The organism is Weissella hellenica (assembly GCF_005405545.1).
Classification (GTDB): domain Bacteria; phylum Bacillota; class Bacilli; order Lactobacillales; family Lactobacillaceae; genus Weissella; species Weissella hellenica.
In genome coordinates this window covers 19554-36635 of the sequence record NZ_BJEG01000011.1, presented here as the reverse complement: position 1 = coordinate 36635, position 17082 = coordinate 19554, and the positions used below count along the sequence as shown (strand labels likewise).

Here is a 17082-nt window from a genome sequence, read left to right as displayed (position 1 = left end):
ACAATGAGATGCAACTGACGTAAAAGGATGGAGAAAAAATGACACATAAACTTGGTGATGTGATTACAGCAAAAGTAACTGACCAGAATGATCGTTATTATTATGCACAAATTGATGGTGAGACCTACGAAATTGCTAAAGAAGAATTAGAAAAGCCTCTAAATATCGGTGGCTTAATTACAGGGTTTGCCTACGAAAATGACAAGCATCAATTACAAATAACAAAGCAATTACCAGAGGTTCGTTTAGGTCATTTTGCTTGGGGAACGGTAACGGATATTCGCCGTGATTTAGGTGTGTTTGTGGATATTGGTTTACCAAACAAGGACGTTGTCGTTTCATTAGACGAACTACCAACAATTAAAGAACTATGGCCACAACGTGGTGATAAATTAATGATTACGTTGCGCATCGATAAAAAAGATCGTTTATGGGGTGAATTGGCAGCTCCTGAAATATTACAAGCTATTCGAATTCCGGCTAAGCCAGACATGCACAACAAACAAGTCCAAGCAACAGCTTATCGTCTAAAGATGGTTGGAACGATGGTGATAACAGCAGATTATAATTTTGGATTTATTCATCCAGACGAACGGCAACGTGAACCTCGTTTAGGTGAGGTTTTGTCAGCAAGAGTTATCGGTGTTCGTCCTGATGGTGTGTTGAATCTATCACTACGACCACGTGCTTATGAAGCTATTCCGGAAGATGCCCAAATGTTATTAACACTACTTGAACGATCAACGACACACAGTTTACCTTTTACTGATAAGTCGGATCCAAAAGCAATTAAAAAATATTTTGGTATGTCTAAATCACAATTTAAGCGTGCTGTTGGTCGCTTATATAAAGAGCGTCGCATTACGCAAAATGAAACAGGTATTTATTTGGTAGAAAGTGAAGGCGAGTAACATGAAGCCTCAGGTAGGACCATTTGAAGATGAACTGGTTGACTACCTTCACTACTTAACCGTTGAACGTGGTTTGTCAATGAATACAAAGCATTCGTATCAACAAGACTTGGTGCAGTTTTTTCAGTATTTAATGGCCGAAAACTATAAAAGTTTAACAAACGTTGATCGATTTACGATTATGGCTTTTTTAGGTCAACTTGAACAAAACGGTAAATCACGTAATACGGTTATTCGAATGGTGTCAACCTTGCGTAAATTCTTTGAATTTTTACAGTTGAATAAAATGATTCAAAAGAATCCAATGGAACAAGTGGATTCACCTAAAAAAGCACAACATATTCCAGCAGTCTTAACTTTGGAAGAAGTTGAAATGCTTTTACAAGTACCAGACACTAATACACCTTTAGGTCTCAGAAACCGCACTATTTTAGAAGTGCTGTATGCGACTGGATTACGTGTTAGTGAATTAGTTAATTTAAAGCTTGATAATTTGCATTTAGATTTAGGGTTGATTCAAACAATTGGAAAAGGGGATAAAGAGCGGATCATCCCTATTGGTGATGTAGCAGCTAAGTGGCTAACACACTATCTTAATGACGCACGACCATTGTTAGGTAAGCAACAAGATGCACATGTGATTTTTTTAAATGATCATGGTCATCAATTAACCCGCCAAGGTATTTGGAAGTTAATTAAACAATGGGTCAAGCAGGCAGGTATCACTAAAGAGGTATCACCGCATACATTGCGTCATTCTTTTGCAACACATATTTTAGAAAATGGAGCTGATTTGCGTATTGTCCAAGAATTATTGGGCCATGCTGATATCTCGACAACTCAAATTTATACCCATATTTCTAATAAACGATTAACTGAAGTTTATCAAAGAGCACATCCTCGTGCATAAATTTAATTGGAGGGTAAATATGCTAGTCATCGTACGGAAAGATCAATCAAAAATCGTGATGGGATTATTATCTTATAGTCCAAATTTAGCCGATATAGCGGCTGTGCAACGTGAATATGATTGGTACCAATCCGATGATAGCCGTGATATTTTATTGTGGCGTGATGAAGAAACACATCATTTTACAGTTTTATTAGGTGTGGCGCAGGTTTATAATTCGCTGGTTATTCGGCATATTGTCTTTAGCCCAGAAGTGTTAAATAGACAAAAACGAAGGTTGGGAACACGTATTTATAAGGCACTCCAAGCGCAATACCCAGATAAAGTTTTGATGGGATCTATTACAACGCAAAAATACGTGATGGCGTGGCAAAATGAGTTATGAACGAAAATTTAACTTATCATATTGAAGATTTTGATGGTCCACTGGATTTGTTATTACATTTAATTCGAGTTAATGAAATGGATATTATGGACATTACAATCGTTGCCATAACATCACAATATTTAGACTTCTTACATCAAGCACAAGATCGTAATTTAGATGTTGCAGGCGAATTTTTAGTCATGGCTGCCACGCTTATGTCAATTAAGGCAAGTTATTTATTGCCTAAAAATGATGTTTTTGAATATGATGAAGAATTATCTGAATTTATAACAGATACTGTTGATCCAAGAGATGAGTTAATGGCGCAGTTACAAGAATATCAAAGGTTTGTGCAAGCTGCTGATGAGTTGCGTAACCGTGAAGAAGAGCGCCAACTCCAATTTTCTAGAGCACCAATGACATTACCAACTGATATTAAAGGTGCGCCATTACCTGATGGATTAACGATTAATGATTTGCAGTTGGCGTTTAATAAATTGGTCAAAAGACGGTTTCATAAGCAAATACAAACGCGGTCTGTACAAAGTGATACTTGGTCGATTCAAAAGCAAATGACTAAATTAATGGCGAAGCTGACGACAGCATCGGTGATTAGTTTTGAAGCGCTGTTTGTGGATGATGTTAGTAAGGATGAGGTGGTGACCACTTTTATGGCAATGCTAGAATTGGTCAGTCATCAACATATTCAAGTTAAGCAAAGTGAATTGTTTGCCAATATCGATATTATGCGTGGTGATATACCGTATCATCAAATTAATGGCGAGGAGAATGAGACGAATGCAAAATAGCTTACAACAAATTGAAGGATTATTATTTGTTGCAGGAGATGAGGGTGTTACTCTGGCTGAATTAGCAGCAGCGACTAATTTTTTAAAGCCAGCAGTCTCAGGTTTGTTAGATGAATTGTCAATTAAATATGCTGAAGATAAGAGCAGTGCTTTTGAGATTTTAGTTACTGATGATCATTATCAACTCGTTACTAAATCAGCTTTGTCTAAAACAATTCATCGTTACTTAATAGCACCGTTAACCACAGCATTATCCCAGGCATCTTTGGAAGTTTTGGCAATTATTGCGTATAAACAACCGGTCACTAGAATTGAAGTTGATGAAATTCGTGGTGTGCAGTCGCAGTCAACGATTCAAAAGCTATTGTTGCGTGATTTAGTTACAAGTAAAGGTCGCGCCAACGAACCAGGTCGTCCCATTTTATATGGTACAACGGCGTACTTTTTAAATTATTTTGGACTAACTAACATTGATCAGTTACCACCATTGGTGACAGCGGAAGCACTCGAAAGCTTAAAGAATCAGCAAGATGTTGTGGTGCCATTGATACCGGCTGGAAATAAACAATCTTTATTTGACGTGACAATTGCAGATTTAACTAAAGAATCAGAAAATAATGAGGAAAAATAATGGCAGAACGATTACAAAAAGTAATGGCCCAAGCAGGGGTAGCGTCACGTCGAGCGTCAGAAAAATTGATTACTGATGGTCAGGTGACTGTAAATGGCAAACTAGTAACCGAATTAGGAACAAAGGTCGAGGCTAGTGATCGAATTGAAGTTAACGGGACACCAATTGATACAAAAGAGAAATTAGTATACTTTTTGCTAGATAAGCCACGTGGTGTTGTGACGACTAATTCTGATGATAAAGGTCGTCAAACCGTTATGGATATCTTGGATGAACCAGAACGGGTTTACCCTGTTGGACGTTTGGATTATGATACAACTGGTGTATTGTTACTAACAAATGATGGTGAGTTAGCTAATAAATTAATGCACCCGAAGTACCGAATTGACAAAGTTTATGTGGCAAAAGTTAAGGGTATTCCCACTAATGAACAATTGGAAAAATTACGTCATGGTGTTACGGTAAAGACGGTTCAAAATGGCCGTCATCATGTTTTTAAGGCAGCACCAGCTCGAGCAGAAATTTTATCTACAGATAAAAAGAAGCATACATCAATTGTGCGTTTAACAATTCATGAAGGACGTTATCACCAAGTTAAGGAAATGATGCGTACTGTTGGTCATGAAGTAATCAAATTAACACGTGAACGCTATGGTATGTTGGATTTGTCAGGTTTAACACCTGGTGAATACCGACCATTAACACACGAAGAGGTACAACTTTTGCAATCAGGACGCCAGTTCCGTAAGTCAGCTGGCCGTTGGTAACATACTAATTAAGTACCTATTGACTTTATATTATTGAAATCATATAATAAAATTATTAACTTAATATCTTCAGGGCAGGGTGTAATTCCCGACCGGCGGTAATTTTGTTTGTAACAAAAAAGTCCGCGACCCACGTCATGTGGTTGATATGGTGCAAATCCATAACCGACAGTAAAGTCTGGTATGCAGAAGAAACTAATGAATTGACTGATAGAGTCGGTTTTATTTGTGTCGCCCTGGCATAAATAGAACCGACTTTTTATTATCAGTGTTGGAGGATTTTAGAAGTTATGAATAAGACACGTCGTTTAACAATTGTGGCATTACTGTCCGCTATTTCATTTGTATTAATGATTTTTCCACAATTTCCAATTTTACCTGGTGCAAGCTTTTTGAAAATTGATTTTTCAATTGTGCCAGTATTATTAGGGGCATTGTTATTAGGGTTAAAGCAAGGGTATTTAATTTTGATTTTACGATCAGTTTTGAAATTATTACTTAATAACGAGGGACCGGGTGATTTAATTGGAATACCAATGAATATCGTTGGTATGGCGATGCTTATTACAATTATTGTTGTTGTAATGAACAAAAAGCAAATAACTAAGGGTAGTTTTGCAATGGGTGGTCTATTAGGAACAGTTGGGCTAACTATTAGTATGGTTATTCTAAACTATATTTATGCCGTACCACTTTATGCTATATTTGCAAATTTTGATATTAAGGCAACAATTGGTATGGGTCAATATTTACTTTGGATGGTTGTACCATTTAATTTAATTGAAGGACTTATTTTGAGTACTGTATCTGCACTAGTCTTTTTTTCAATCCGCCATGTTTTGGCACGGATGCATTCACAATTAAATTAATCAATATAAAACATATGAGCGCGTTCCAGAGGATTGTTAATCTACCGTATTAAATCGGTTAGATTAATGATCCTTTTTATTTGTTAAAATGCTAATCCACCATTTGAATAATCATTTTAATGAAAAGAATATGATATGCTTAGTGCTATGCTATAGCAAGTATGGTGGTTAAAAAATCTTAAGTGAATTTTTTCGATTTTTTAAATTTAAGAGGTAAATATTTGAGATAGATTGATGATCATCATGAAAGGTGGACCAACGGGTGGTGAATGCATTTTTAATAACACTTTTTTCATCTGTACAAGCACGTCGACAACGTGTTATTTTTGGCTTGTTAAAGCGTCGTTTAACGGTATCAACCGAATATTGGGGATTACGCTATAATTTGTTGACATACGTCGGTTTGTTTCCACATTTAGATCAGCAGGTCTTTAATCAGCGAATAACACAATTTGTAGAACAAGGACTATTAATTGAAATCGGTACAGATACAAATCAATTTTTATTAACAGAAAAAGGGCTAGCTGCGAAACAAGCGTGCCAAGCACAACATTATCAAATAAAATATATGACACTTGCGACCCAACCATTATCAAATGTACGTGATTTTCAACAAGCATTTTGGCTAGCCAATCAAGTTGTTTCAGAAAGTTCCTATCAAAATAAACGCTACTATCCATTACAAGTTGATTTACAGACAAAAAATTTAGTTAAACGCTGGTATCAAAAAATGTATAAGCGCGATATTATCAGCGAATGGGTAACTAGTATAACTGAATTTTTACAACAGTTACCGCCTATCACAGCGAATCAATTAGCTGCAACATGGGTTGGTCATCAAATACCAGGGTTTAATTTAGAACAACTTGGTTTACCAACATCGTGGACAGAAATAGATTTTTATTTATGGGAACTCGATTTATTTGCGTACTGGCAACAGTATTTAAGTCAAAAGCAAGATGATAAACAAGCATTAGGAATATTATGGGAGTTAACGCAACGTCAGTCATTTTTGTCACCTAGCATCCGAACAACTGTACAACAAATTAGCCAAGGTACTTCAATGACAATTATTAGCCAACAACGTCACTTAAAGATTGGGACAGTTCGAGAACACCTATTGACAGCAGCAATCCGTTTGCCCAAACAGGATTTTCCATATGATTTATTCTTAACGACGTATGTCGTGACTTATTTACAAAGTCATTTGGTTGGTAATATTGACGAATGGCAGTTTGCTGATGTTCGTACTTCGAATGATCCGTTGGAATTCTTTTTGTTTCGTCTATACGAAATTTATTTGACAAAAAGAGGTGAGCGACCATGACACAAATTGATTTAAAAAAAGTTTTGCAAAAAAAGTTTGGTTTTGAAAATTTTAAAATCGGGCAAGAAGAAATTTTAAAGTCTTTGATGGCAAAACAATCAACGTTGGCAGTTTTGCCGACAGGTGGTGGTAAAACGTTAATTTATCAAATGATGGGGGCACTACGTCCGGGGCTAGTTGTGATTGTGACACCATTATTATCGTTAATGCAAGACCAAGTTGCGCGTTTAAATTATTTAGGAGAGAAGCAAGTTATAGCGCTAAATTCTAATTTAACATTCCAAGAGAAACAGTTTATTTTAAACAATTTATCACGCTACCACTTTATCTTTGTTTCACCAGAAACATTGAATCAAGAACCAGTGAAAGTAGCTTTACAACAAGTGATGATTAATTTAATGGTGATTGACGAAGCGCATACAATGGTAACCTGGGGGCAAGATTTTCGGCCAGATTATTTAGCGTTACCACAAATCCATGCGCAATTAAATGAACCACAATTGTTGTTGTTAACGGCAACTGCCACACCGAATATGATGCAAGAAATCGTGGCCAGCTTCCATAAGACATCTCAAAATTGGTTTATCTACCAACAACCGGTTGACCGACCTAATATTTTTTTACACAATGAGCAGTTGGCTAATGAATCAATGAAAAAACAACGGTTAAAAGTTTTGATTCAAACAGTTCAAGGGCCAGGAATTGTTTACTTTACTTCTAGAAAATTAGCAACAAGTATGGCTGAGTGGTTATCAAATGAAACTGGTTTAAATGTGGTTGCCTATCATGCTGGGATGGATGCAATTTCGCGTTATCGTGTGCAGCAACAATTCATGCAAGGTGATATTGACGTTATTACAGCTACGTCAGCATTTGGTATGGGCATTGATAAAGAAGATGTGCGCTTTGTCATTCATTACCATTTGAGTAATGATTTAGCTAATTATTTACAAGAAATTGGCCGTGCTGGTCGTGATGGCAAGCAAGCTGTGGCCATTTTGTTATACGTTACAGGTGATGAATTAATTCAATTTAACCTGATTGACCAATCAATCCCTAGTGAATTTGCCATCAGAGATTATTTAGATCGGGATGGAAAAACAAAAGTAACAGAAGAACAAATTAAATTACTGATAGAATATCGCCATCAAGGTTTGACAACAACTAGTATTATAAAATTATTTACTGATCGCAAACAATTACGGCAAAATAAATTACAGCATATGATAGATTACGCACAAGCAAAAACACAATTACGTAACAGAATTAGTCAACATTTTGGCAACGATACGCAGCATTTACCACAAGATACAGAAAGTGTAGGTGTGACAGCGTGGCAGCCAGAATCACTAAATTTAGTTCGGCAAGAAACAAGTGGCCATATAACAAAGGTGTCAGAGTGGTCGCAACAGTTAAAAAAACTATTTAATTTACAGTAAAGATTTGGTGTGACACTAACTGTTTTTTAGAAGGTTAGTGTATGATATAATATATTGAAAAATAAAGGTAAAGTAAGGAGAGTCACTAATCATGACCGAAAAGAAGAATGAAGAACAGCCATGGGAGGCATCTTTCAAAGATGAAACGACTAAGCAGTATTCAAGAACACAAAACCGGCGTAAGTCGCAACGTGTTAGCATGGTTGTCGGAATTTTGGTATTGATTGTGATTGTTTTGTCTTTTGTGCCTGTTTATAAATATTTACAGGAATTAAACAAGCCTGCCGATGCGACTACAAATACTGAATTACCGGTTGCATCATCTAAAAAAACAACAACATCAACCAAAAAAGTAACTGATACGGCTAAATCAGAATCAAAAGCGAAAGTCGCAGCATCTAAATCATCAGTCGCAGCATCTAAATCAGAAAAGGATGCTGAAGAGAAGGCAGCGGCAGCAAAGGAGTCATCAGAAAAAGCAGCAGCACAAGCTTCAGAGGAGGCAGCATCTTCTGAAGCAGCCGCTTCATCTGAAGCAGCCGCATCTTCTGAAGAGGAAGCTAAGACAGTACCATTTGATTCGGGAACCTTATATAGTTTTGCGGTGGCTAATGGTACAACACCTGAGGAATTATATGCTATGAATCCTGGCTTGAATGCAAGTAACTATGCCACTTTCTATGGTAAGGGTCTAAAAGTAAAATAAGTTTGTAAACGTCTAACATTTGTTAGACGTTTTTTGATATAGCCCCTAGTGTTTCTTGGTAATTAAGCGTAAAATAGTATGAATAATAGATTGAATGAGGATGTGGAGTATGAACCCAATTCAGATTGCAATTGATGGACCAGCATCTGCTGGCAAGTCAACGATTGCTAAAATTCTAGCAACCGACTTAAATTTTGTATATGTAGATACAGGTGCAATGTATCGTGTTGTTACGCTTGCTGCGATGCGGAAAAATATCGTATTACAGGATGAAACAGCAGTGGTAGCAGTGCTACCAGATGTCAATATTTCGTTTAAACCTGGTAATCCAGTACAACGAGTATTTTTAAATGATGAAGAAGTAACGACCGAAATTCGTTCAGTAGACGTTACTGCGAATGTTTCAGTTGTATCTGCTTATGCTGCTGTTCGTCAGGCCATGACTGACATACAGCGCAATATTGCAGCTGATGGCGGTGTTGTCATGGACGGCCGTGATATTGGGACAACAGTCTTACCAAATGCAGCAGTTAAAATCTTTTTAATTGCTTCTGTTCATGAAAGAGCTGTCCGTCGTTTTAAAGAAAATCAAGCTAAGGGGATGGATACAACCTTAGAAGATTTGGAAGCGGCAATTGAAAAAAGAGATTATTTAGATTCACATCGTGACATTTCACCTTTGAAAAAGGCAACGGATGCCATTGAATTAGACACAACCGGTCTTTCAATTACAGAAGTTGTTGATAGTGTGAAACACATTATTGCAACTAAATAATAAAACGAATCATAACATTGAAAAAAATGTAAAAAAGCACTAGCAAAATATAGCAATATTAGGTATAATGCTATTAGAGTCGTGTGACCAGGAGGATATATTGTAATGAACGAAGAGAACAACGAGCTATTGGCAGCTCTTGACAGCGTAGCTGAAGTTAAAGTTGGCGATGTAGTTAAGGGTGAAGTCTTGGCAATTGATGATAATCGTCAAGTTATCGTAGGTATTGAAGGTGCCGGTGTTGAAGGTGTAATTCCTTTGCGCGAATTGACAACTGACCGCGATGCGGACGTGAATGACCTTGTCAAGGTTGGAGACGTGTTGGATTTGGTAGTAGTTTCTACTATCGGTTCTGACAAGGAAGGTGGATCATACCTATTGTCAAAGCGTCGACTAGAAGCTCGTCGTGCTTGGGAAGAAATCGCAAGCAAGCACAATGTTGATGACATTGTGGAAGCACCAGTAACGCAAGCCGTTAAGGGTGGCTTGGTTGTTGATGTTGAAGGTGTACGTGGATTCATACCAGCTTCAATGATTGAGAACCGTTTCGTGCAAGATTTGAACCAATACAAGGGTCAAACTATCCGTGCAAAGATTATTGAAATCAATGCAGCAGATAGCCGTTTGATCTTGTCACGTCGTGATGTGTTGAACGAAGAGCGCTCAGCTGCTTTGGCACGCATTTTTGACGAACTATCAGTTGGTGATGTTATTGAAGGTAAAGTCGCTCGTATGACTAACTTCGGTGCATTCGTTGACCTTGGTGGTGTTGATGGTTTGGTTCACGTTTCTGAAATCTCACACGAACGCGTTTCACAACCTTCAGACGTTTTGTCAGTTGGTGAAGAAGTTAAGGTTAAGGTTTTGGGATTGGATTCAGAACGTGAGCGTATTTCATTGTCAATTAAGGCAACGCAACCAGGTCCTTGGGATGCAGCAGCACAACAAGCTCCAGAAGGTACAGTTCTAGAAGGAACTGTTAAGCGTGTCGTTGACTTTGGTGCTTTCGTTGAAGTATTCCCAGGTGTCGAAGGTTTGGTTCACGTTTCACAAATCTCACACAAGCACATTGCTAACCCTAGTGATGTTTTGACTGCTGGTGACAAGGTTCAAGTTAAGGTTTTGGATGTTAATCCAGAACGTCAACGCTTGTCATTGTCAATTAAGGCATTGGAAGAAGCACCTGCACGTGAGGAAAATGATCGTCCACGCCGTGCTCGTCGTCCACGCCAATCAGCTCCAACTAACTACTCAACTTCAGAAGAAGAAGGTTCAGCAACGTTGGGTGATGCCTTTGGTGACATCTTTAAAGATTTTAACTAAGCATTAAAATAGTTTCAAACAGTTAGAGGCTGAGACATACGTTGTCTCAGCCTCTAATTTTTGTTTCAAATTAATCCATGTTAAGATTAGATATACTAATATGAAGTAAAACAAATTACAATAATATTTGTAATTTAGAAAAGAGGCTAATATGGGATTTCCTGTTGTGGCGGTTGTTGGTCGTCCAAATGTTGGTAAGTCAACAATATTTAACCGTATTGCGGGTGATCGAATTTCAATTGTTGAGGATACGCCAGGTGTAACACGTGATCGTATTTATACACGCGCTGAATGGTTAACACATGAATTTCGATTAATTGATACGGGTGGAATTGACATGGGTGATGAGCCTTTCATGTCACAAATAGTACAACAAGCTGAAATTGCGATTGATGAAGCTGATGTTATTATTTTTATGGTGTCAGCACGTGAAGGATTAACAGAAGCTGATGAACGTGTTGCAAAAATTTTGTATCGTTCAAAGAAGCCGGTTGTTCTAGCGGTTAACAAAGTTGATAATATTGAATTACGTTCTGAAATTTATGAATTTTATGCATTAGGTTTTGGCGATCCATATCCTATTTCAGGAGCACATGGAACCGGCCTAGGAGACTTACTGGATAAAGTTGTTGATAATTTTCCTGACGTTGAAGCCCAAGAAGAAGACGATGCTGTTCGTTTTTCATTTATTGGACGTCCAAATGTTGGTAAATCATCATTGGTCAATGCCATGCTAGGGGAAGAGCGTGTGATTGTTTCTGATATATCAGGAACGACACGTGATGCAATTGATACGCGTTTTACTTCTGCTGAAGGTGATGAGTTTGTGATGGTTGATACAGCAGGTATTCGTAAGCGTGGTAAAGTATATGAATCGACTGAAAAGTACTCAGTCATGCGTGCTATGCGTGCCATTGATGATTCGAATGTTGTGTTAATGGTTTTGAATGCCGAAGAAGGTATTCGTGACCAAGATAAGCACGTTGCTGGTTATGCGCACGAAGCCGGCCGTGCTGTTATTATTGTTGTTAACAAGTGGGATACGCTTGAAAAAGATAATCACACGATGGCGGACTTTGAAAATCAGATTAGACAAGAATTCCAATACTTATCATATGCGCCAATCGTTTTCGTGTCAGCATTGACTAAACAACGCCTTAATAAGTTACCAGAATTAATTAAGCAAGTTAATGAAAATCATCAAAAGCGTATCCAATCAGCAACATTGAATGATGTGATTATGGATGCCTTGGCATTGAACCCAACATCAACAGTTAATGGTAAGCGATTGCGTGTATACTATGCCACGCAAGTTGCTATTCAGCCACCGACATTTGTTGTGTTTGTTAATGAACCAGAATTGATGCATTTCTCGTATGAGCGTTTCTTAGAGAATCAAATTCGTAAGTCATTTGACTTTACGGGTACACCAATTCACTTAATCAAAAGAGCACGAAAATAAAAATAACCTTAATATTTAGCAGAATATGATTATTTTTAGCTAAATGTTTATAAAAATATGAAAAAGCCTATTATATCAACGTTCTAAGACATTTTTAACTTGTAAGATAGCGCTAATTATGATATTCTAAATATCGAAATCTAATTACAGATTCAATCTGAAATTATTGACATTCAGTCAATATAACTATGCAGGAGGAAATTAAAATGGCTAACAAGCAAGAATTAGTAACTGACGTTGCAACAGCAACTGGTTTGACAAAGAAGGATGCAACTGCTGCAGTTGATGCAGTATTTGCTTCAATCCAAGATACTTTGGCAAAGGGTGAAAAAGTTCAATTAATTGGCTTTGGTAACTTTGAAGTACGTTCTCGTGCAGCTCGTAAGGGTCGCAACCCACAAACTGGTGAGGAAATTGAGATCGCTGCATCAAAGATTCCTGCATTCAAGCCTGGTAAGGCATTGAAGGATGCTATCAAGTAATTCAAAGCCTATTTATGTTGGGCTTTAGAGTTGTTTGTGGGGCCATAATGGGTCCAAAACTTTTTAAAAAATATTTTGGGTCCAAACGGCCAGTTTATTAGGAGAGAGTGAATTTAAATATTCACTCTTTTTTTATTTGAGTCATTCGTCAAACATATTAACAGTAAAAACAGAAACAGGTATGACGATGTCTGTTTCTGCTTCTTTAATTTTATTATTAAAGTGTATAAATTTATAAGTGCGATGGTACTATTGGGTAATCAACTCGAACGTGTCAACTGGTCAGGTAAATATGCATATAATTACTTTAATATATTAGGTCATTGAACTTGTGTAAAGAAAATAAAGATACACTACCTTGGTTTTTTGTACTGTAAAAAAGATTTCTATGAGGTTTTGTGCTAAATAAAACTTTTGGATACTTTTTTATAAGTGTAATCGGATGAATATGTTTACATTAGTTGAATTGTGCTAAAATTAAATTTAATTAATATAAAAGGGGTAGTGAGATGGCGATTGGGAAAATGATAACGATTGCTGGCTCTGATATTTTAGCTGGTGGCGGCATTCAAGCTGATTTAGCAACTTTTAATGAATATGGGTTGTTTGGATTAAGCGCAGTCACGAGTATTGTGACAGTTACGCAAACTGATTTTGATATGCACGTTGTACCGATAAAAGTTTTGGCAGCACAACTAGAATCATTGAGCCAACTAACAGATGTTGCGGGCATTAAAGTTGGATTATTACCAACAGTCGCACATATAGAATTAGTGAGCGATTTTTTGCGGGCAAATGCACAACATATACCAGTTGTGATTGATCCAGTGATGGCGTTTAAAGAAACGGACACTGTTAATGTGGGGAAATTGGCACAAGCAATTATTGAAAAGTTGATCCCTTTAGCAACTGTCATAACGCCAAATTTGATTGAAGCACAATTATTAACACAACAAACAATTAAATCTGAAGCTGAGTTGTTAGCAGCAGCAGAAACACTACACCAACTTGGTGCGCAGACAGTTGTTGTTAAGGGCGGTATGCGTTTGTCTGGGGATAATGCAACAGATGCAATTGTATCTGATAGCACACAAACGTTAGTGAAATTGCAAAAAATAACGCAACCATTTAATAATGGTGCTGGATGTACTTTCTCCTCAGCAATTGCTAGTCAGCTAGCGCAAGGTGAAACACCTTTCAATGCAATTAATGATGCGAAAGACTTTGTTCATGAAGGCATTTTACAGGGTATTAAGTTAAATGATGCATTTGAAGTTGGTAATGTTTGGCAGGCAGCACGTCGTCACAAAGGGATGGACAAATGAAAACAAAACAGATAACAATTGGAGCAGTCTTAATTGCCGTAAATATCGTACTAAGCTATGTTGCAAAATTACCAACACCAACGGGATTTGTTTCTCTAGTTGAAGCGGGGATTTTTATTGGTGCTTGGCATTTTGGTCCTAAAATGGGCTTAGCTGTTGGTGGTTTGACTGGATTTTTATTAGATTTATTTGCGGGTTATCCACAATGGATGTTTTTTTCGCTTATTATTCATGGATTAGAAGGTTGGATTATTGGGCACTTTAATGTAAAAAAAGCAGTCGGTGTTCGGATTGTTGGAAACTTATTCGGTAGTTTTACGATGATATTTGGATACTGGCTAGCGGGTAGTTTTTTGTTATGGATAACAGGCGGGGCTAAGATGTCAATACAAGCAGCGATGTTAGCCGGCTTGACTGATGTGACAGCCAACATAATGCAAGTGTTAGTAGGGTTTATTTTAGCATTACTTGTCAGCGTGCCATTACGTAAGTGGATTCGTTAATTAAAAAATAAAAAAACTGCCACAGTAGGCAGTTTTTTATTTGGTTTTTAGAAGGAGATTGCAATGTTAGAGAAAAAACCACACCAAATTATTATATTATTAACGATTAGTTTAGTGCTAATGAGTAGTATTATGCGCGCACCAATTACTACAATGCCGTTGATGCTACCGCAGATTGCAGAGTCATTACATGTAGATCAGAGTCAATTGGGAATTATTACAACGATTCCTTTAGTCATGTTTTTACTTATTTCAAATTTTGCAACTAAAACAATGGTAAAGTTTGGACTTAATCGTGCACTTATGTTGTCGTTATTAAGCATTATTATCGGATCAATACTACGTATGCTAGTTAACATGCCATTAATTTTGTTAGGGACTGCTTTAATCGGGAGTGGTATTGCACATTTGAATGTATTAATGCCACCATTTGTTGCCACTTATTTTCCTAATAAAATTGGCTTATATACATCAGTCTACTCGCTGGCCATCATGGTTGGGTCAGCAGTATTTAGTTTAATTACAGCACCCTGTTGTCGCTGTATCTGGCTGGCAGGGTGTCATGGGATTGTTGGTATTAGTGCCCGCAGTTACTTTACTTTTATGGTTTTTGACGATTAAAAAAGCGACACCAACAGCTAAGGAAACAATACCAACTAAGCAAGCGGTGCAATCTAAAGAGCAGCTACATGTTTGGTCAAATTATAAGGCTTGGTCATTCTTATTTGTTTTTGGTGTGCAAGCAACGGTTAATTATACGACGGTTGCATGGTTACCATCAATGATGTTGCAACATGGTGTTCCTAACGGGTTAATGACGATTTTTATGTCACTATATTCATTTGTTGGTATGCCATTATCAATCGTATTATCAACGGTATTTTTAACATTAAAAGCAAAAGGTACAACTTGGGTTTCATTAGGTGCAGGTATAGTAGCCTTACTTAGTGTTATGATGTTATTTCACACACAAACCAAATCGGTTGTTTTTTGGGGATTTGTAACGATATTAATTGGTGCATCAACTGCCTTTTTCTTTTTGTTTTCACTAACAATGTTTGCAAGTAAAACTCACTCACCAGTACAAACTGCGCGTTTGTCTGGTATGGCACAAGCAGGTGGTTATTTGCTATCAGCGTTTGGTCCTGTTTTATATGGACATGCCTTTGAGATTAATCCAGCTGGAAAAATGCAAAATATCGTTTATTTAATTTTGGTTGTGTTAATGATTGTATCGGCAGTTATGATTGCGCACACAAAAAATGTGTTTGACGAATAATTATGAATTGGGAGTAATTGATAATGAAATTTTTACATACAGCCGATTGGCATATTGGTAAGGAATTGGGCGGTTTTTCTTTATTGTCAGAACAGCAAACAGCTTATGAACAAATACGTGATATTGCACTGTCTGAAGAGGTCGACGGTGTGGTGATTGCTGGCGATTTATATGATCGTGGTATTGCGCCAACAGCTGCGGTTAATAGTTTAGAAGGCATGTTGAAAGATTTGAACATTAATCATCATCTACTAATCTATGCAGTCTCGGGTAATCATGATGGGGCAACGCGATTAGGTGCCGGCCGTGAGTGGCGCCAACAGAATGAATTGTATCTTAATACAACATTAGCTGATGCCTTTACGCCAATTGAAACTGCCGATACGCAAATATTTTTATTGCCGTTTATTGAACCAGCAATGGCGCGTGTTTATTATCAAATACCAGAATCACAGGCCCGTCAATATCAAACCATTAATCAAGTGATGCCACAAATTATTGCAGATATGGTAGCCAAATTTGATCCACAGAAAAATCATTTATTAGTCACACATTATTACGTTACAGGCAGTAAGAACCAAGATTATGAATTAACGAGTGAAACGAATTCACAAGCTGGGGGGTTACGAAGTCTTGATGATATGATGTTTAAAGATTTTGACTATGTTGCACTGGGCCACCTGCATTTAAAGCAAGCCAGTCCCAGTGAAACTGTGCGTTATTCAGGTTCGCCAATAAAATTTAATACGAAAGAAGCGCAAACGCAAAAAGGCGTTTACGTTGTTGAAATTAACGAACATGTTGTGACTACAGTTTGGCATCCCTTAATGCCTAAAAAAGATTTAATTTTACTATCGGAATCATTTGATACTTTAATTGATCCTGATTTTTATGGTCAGTATGAGCGAAGTCATAAAAACTATTTCAGTATTAAGATTCAAGGCTTGGCAAATGCGACAAATGCTAGGGCAACGTTGGCTAAGATTTATGGTGATGTTGTTGAAGTGCAATATGATTTACCGACTTTAGTGGCTGATAAACAGGGCATACCAGAAATTACAGCAGATGAAGATGGTGCTGATGATAAATTAATTGCAGCATTTTATAAATATGTGACAGGTACAGATCTGGATGATAACCAGCAACGATTGGTAGATGATACATTGAGTGATTTGTATCAACAAGAGGAGGAGTAAG

General features: G+C 37.3%; 19 protein-coding genes and 1 riboswitch. All 19 genes read left to right on the top strand.

Annotated elements, in window-relative coordinates:
* Positions 1–38 precede the first annotated feature (38 nt).
* The 19 genes from FFM61_RS06565 (at position 39) to FFM61_RS06480 (ending at position 17081) form a co-directional block, all read left to right on the top strand.
* The gene (locus FFM61_RS06565) at positions 39–911 is read left to right on the top strand and encodes a CvfB family protein (protein WP_074427754.1); all 873 of its coding nucleotides are present in this window, start codon (positions 39–41) and stop codon (positions 909–911) included.
* Between the two features lies 1 nt (position 912).
* The gene (xerD, locus tag FFM61_RS06560) at positions 913–1821 is read left to right on the top strand and encodes a site-specific tyrosine recombinase XerD (RefSeq protein ID WP_074427753.1); all 909 of its coding nucleotides are present in this window, start codon (positions 913–915) and stop codon (positions 1819–1821) included.
* A 19-nt stretch (positions 1822–1840) separates the two neighbouring features.
* Positions 1841–2206: a reductase gene (locus FFM61_RS06555; protein ID WP_074427752.1), complete on the top strand. Its 366-nt coding sequence runs from the start codon at positions 1841–1843 to the stop codon at positions 2204–2206.
* Entirely contained in the window at positions 2203–2997 is a 795-nt protein-coding gene (locus tag FFM61_RS06550; protein WP_074427751.1) for a segregation and condensation protein A, read from the top strand. The genes FFM61_RS06555 and FFM61_RS06550 overlap by 4 nt, the downstream gene beginning before the upstream one ends.
* Entirely contained in the window at positions 2987–3628 is a 642-nt protein-coding gene (gene scpB, locus FFM61_RS06545) for an SMC-Scp complex subunit ScpB (RefSeq protein ID WP_074427750.1), read from the top strand. The genes FFM61_RS06550 and scpB overlap by 11 nt, the downstream gene beginning before the upstream one ends.
* Positions 3628–4395 carry a pseudouridine synthase gene (locus tag FFM61_RS06540; protein ID WP_074427749.1) on the top strand — a complete coding sequence of 256 codons (768 nt, stop codon included), beginning with the start codon at positions 3628–3630 and terminating at the stop codon, positions 4393–4395. Before scpB ends, FFM61_RS06540 begins: the two co-directional genes overlap by 1 nt.
* Positions 4396–4456: 61 nt before the next feature.
* A riboswitch (FMN riboswitch) is annotated at positions 4457–4593 on the top strand.
* A gap of 92 nt (positions 4594–4685) precedes the next feature.
* Positions 4686–5264 (top strand): ECF transporter S component, encoded by a 579-nt coding sequence (locus tag FFM61_RS06535; protein WP_074427748.1) that lies wholly within the window; start codon positions 4686–4688, stop codon positions 5262–5264.
* Positions 5265–5526: 262 nt separating this feature from the next.
* Entirely contained in the window at positions 5527–6591 is a 1065-nt protein-coding gene (locus FFM61_RS06530) for a YpbB family protein (RefSeq protein ID WP_210726689.1), read from the top strand.
* Entirely contained in the window at positions 6588–8030 is a 1443-nt protein-coding gene (locus FFM61_RS06525) for a RecQ family ATP-dependent DNA helicase (RefSeq protein ID WP_074427746.1), read from the top strand. Before FFM61_RS06530 ends, FFM61_RS06525 begins: the two co-directional genes overlap by 4 nt.
* Before the next feature lie 91 nt (positions 8031–8121).
* Positions 8122–8736, top strand: a complete 615-nt coding sequence (locus FFM61_RS06520; RefSeq protein ID WP_074427745.1) for a LysM peptidoglycan-binding domain-containing protein — start codon at positions 8122–8124, stop codon at positions 8734–8736.
* A gap of 109 nt (positions 8737–8845) precedes the next feature.
* Positions 8846–9511, top strand: coding sequence for a (d)CMP kinase (gene cmk, locus FFM61_RS06515; protein WP_074427744.1), 666 nt, complete (start codon positions 8846–8848; stop codon positions 9509–9511).
* Between the two features lie 105 nt (positions 9512–9616).
* Positions 9617–10834 carry a 30S ribosomal protein S1 gene (gene rpsA, locus FFM61_RS06510; RefSeq protein ID WP_074427743.1) on the top strand — a complete coding sequence of 406 codons (1218 nt, stop codon included), beginning with the start codon at positions 9617–9619 and terminating at the stop codon, positions 10832–10834.
* Positions 10835–10985: 151 nt separating this feature from the next.
* Positions 10986–12296: a ribosome biogenesis GTPase Der gene (gene der / locus FFM61_RS06505; protein WP_074427742.1), complete on the top strand. Its 1311-nt coding sequence runs from the start codon at positions 10986–10988 to the stop codon at positions 12294–12296.
* Positions 12297–12502: 206 nt separating this feature from the next.
* Positions 12503–12778 carry a non-specific DNA-binding protein Hbs gene (hbs, locus tag FFM61_RS06500; RefSeq protein WP_042493879.1) on the top strand — a complete coding sequence of 92 codons (276 nt, stop codon included), beginning with the start codon at positions 12503–12505 and terminating at the stop codon, positions 12776–12778.
* Positions 12779–13287: 509 nt separating this feature from the next.
* A complete protein-coding gene (locus FFM61_RS06495) occupies positions 13288–14103 on the top strand; it encodes a bifunctional hydroxymethylpyrimidine kinase/phosphomethylpyrimidine kinase (protein ID WP_074427741.1) in 816 nt (271 codons plus the stop codon).
* Entirely contained in the window at positions 14100–14606 is a 507-nt protein-coding gene (locus FFM61_RS06490; RefSeq protein WP_074427740.1) for an ECF transporter S component, read from the top strand. The genes FFM61_RS06495 and FFM61_RS06490 overlap by 4 nt, the downstream gene beginning before the upstream one ends.
* Before the next feature lie 63 nt (positions 14607–14669).
* On the top strand, positions 14670–15227 hold the full coding sequence (locus tag FFM61_RS09140) for an MFS transporter (protein WP_240005987.1): 558 nt from the start codon (positions 14670–14672) through the stop codon (positions 15225–15227).
* Positions 15169–15885: an MFS transporter gene (locus FFM61_RS09135; RefSeq protein WP_240005986.1), complete on the top strand. Its 717-nt coding sequence runs from the start codon at positions 15169–15171 to the stop codon at positions 15883–15885. Before FFM61_RS09140 ends, FFM61_RS09135 begins: the two co-directional genes overlap by 59 nt.
* 23 nt (positions 15886–15908) lie before the next feature.
* Positions 15909–17081, top strand: a complete 1173-nt coding sequence (locus FFM61_RS06480) for a metallophosphoesterase family protein (RefSeq protein WP_074427739.1) — start codon at positions 15909–15911, stop codon at positions 17079–17081.
* The last annotated feature ends 1 nt before the right edge of the window (position 17082 follow it).

Excerpts from the sequence above, each read along its gene's own strand:
- FFM61_RS06490 (WP_074427740.1), top strand. The coding sequence starts at position 14,100 with ATGAAAACAAAACAGATAACAATTGGAGCAGTCTTAATTGCCGTAAAT.
- FFM61_RS06495 (WP_074427741.1), top strand. The coding sequence starts at position 13,288 with ATGGCGATTGGGAAAATGATAACGATTGCTGGCTCTGATATTTTAGCT.
- FFM61_RS06520 (WP_074427745.1), top strand. The coding sequence starts at position 8,122 with ATGACCGAAAAGAAGAATGAAGAACAGCCATGGGAGGCATCTTTCAAA.
- FFM61_RS06480 (WP_074427739.1), top strand. The coding sequence starts at position 15,909 with ATGAAATTTTTACATACAGCCGATTGGCATATTGGTAAGGAATTGGGC.
- FFM61_RS06550 (WP_074427751.1), top strand. The coding sequence starts at position 2,203 with ATGAACGAAAATTTAACTTATCATATTGAAGATTTTGATGGTCCACTG.
- xerD (WP_074427753.1), top strand. The coding sequence starts at position 913 with ATGAAGCCTCAGGTAGGACCATTTGAAGATGAACTGGTTGACTACCTT.
- FFM61_RS06555 (WP_074427752.1), top strand. The coding sequence starts at position 1,841 with ATGCTAGTCATCGTACGGAAAGATCAATCAAAAATCGTGATGGGATTA.
- FFM61_RS06540 (WP_074427749.1), top strand. The coding sequence starts at position 3,628 with ATGGCAGAACGATTACAAAAAGTAATGGCCCAAGCAGGGGTAGCGTCA.
- FFM61_RS06525 (WP_074427746.1), top strand. The coding sequence starts at position 6,588 with ATGACACAAATTGATTTAAAAAAAGTTTTGCAAAAAAAGTTTGGTTTT.
- scpB (WP_074427750.1), top strand. The coding sequence starts at position 2,987 with ATGCAAAATAGCTTACAACAAATTGAAGGATTATTATTTGTTGCAGGA.
- FFM61_RS06535 (WP_074427748.1), top strand. The coding sequence starts at position 4,686 with ATGAATAAGACACGTCGTTTAACAATTGTGGCATTACTGTCCGCTATT.
- FFM61_RS06565 (WP_074427754.1), top strand. The coding sequence starts at position 39 with ATGACACATAAACTTGGTGATGTGATTACAGCAAAAGTAACTGACCAG.
- rpsA (WP_074427743.1), top strand. The coding sequence starts at position 9,617 with ATGAACGAAGAGAACAACGAGCTATTGGCAGCTCTTGACAGCGTAGCT.
- cmk (WP_074427744.1), top strand. The coding sequence starts at position 8,846 with ATGAACCCAATTCAGATTGCAATTGATGGACCAGCATCTGCTGGCAAG.
- FFM61_RS09140 (WP_240005987.1), top strand. The coding sequence starts at position 14,670 with ATGTTAGAGAAAAAACCACACCAAATTATTATATTATTAACGATTAGT.
- hbs (WP_042493879.1), top strand. The coding sequence starts at position 12,503 with ATGGCTAACAAGCAAGAATTAGTAACTGACGTTGCAACAGCAACTGGT.
- FFM61_RS09135 (WP_240005986.1), top strand. The coding sequence starts at position 15,169 with ATGGGATTGTTGGTATTAGTGCCCGCAGTTACTTTACTTTTATGGTTT.
- der (WP_074427742.1), top strand. The coding sequence starts at position 10,986 with ATGGGATTTCCTGTTGTGGCGGTTGTTGGTCGTCCAAATGTTGGTAAG.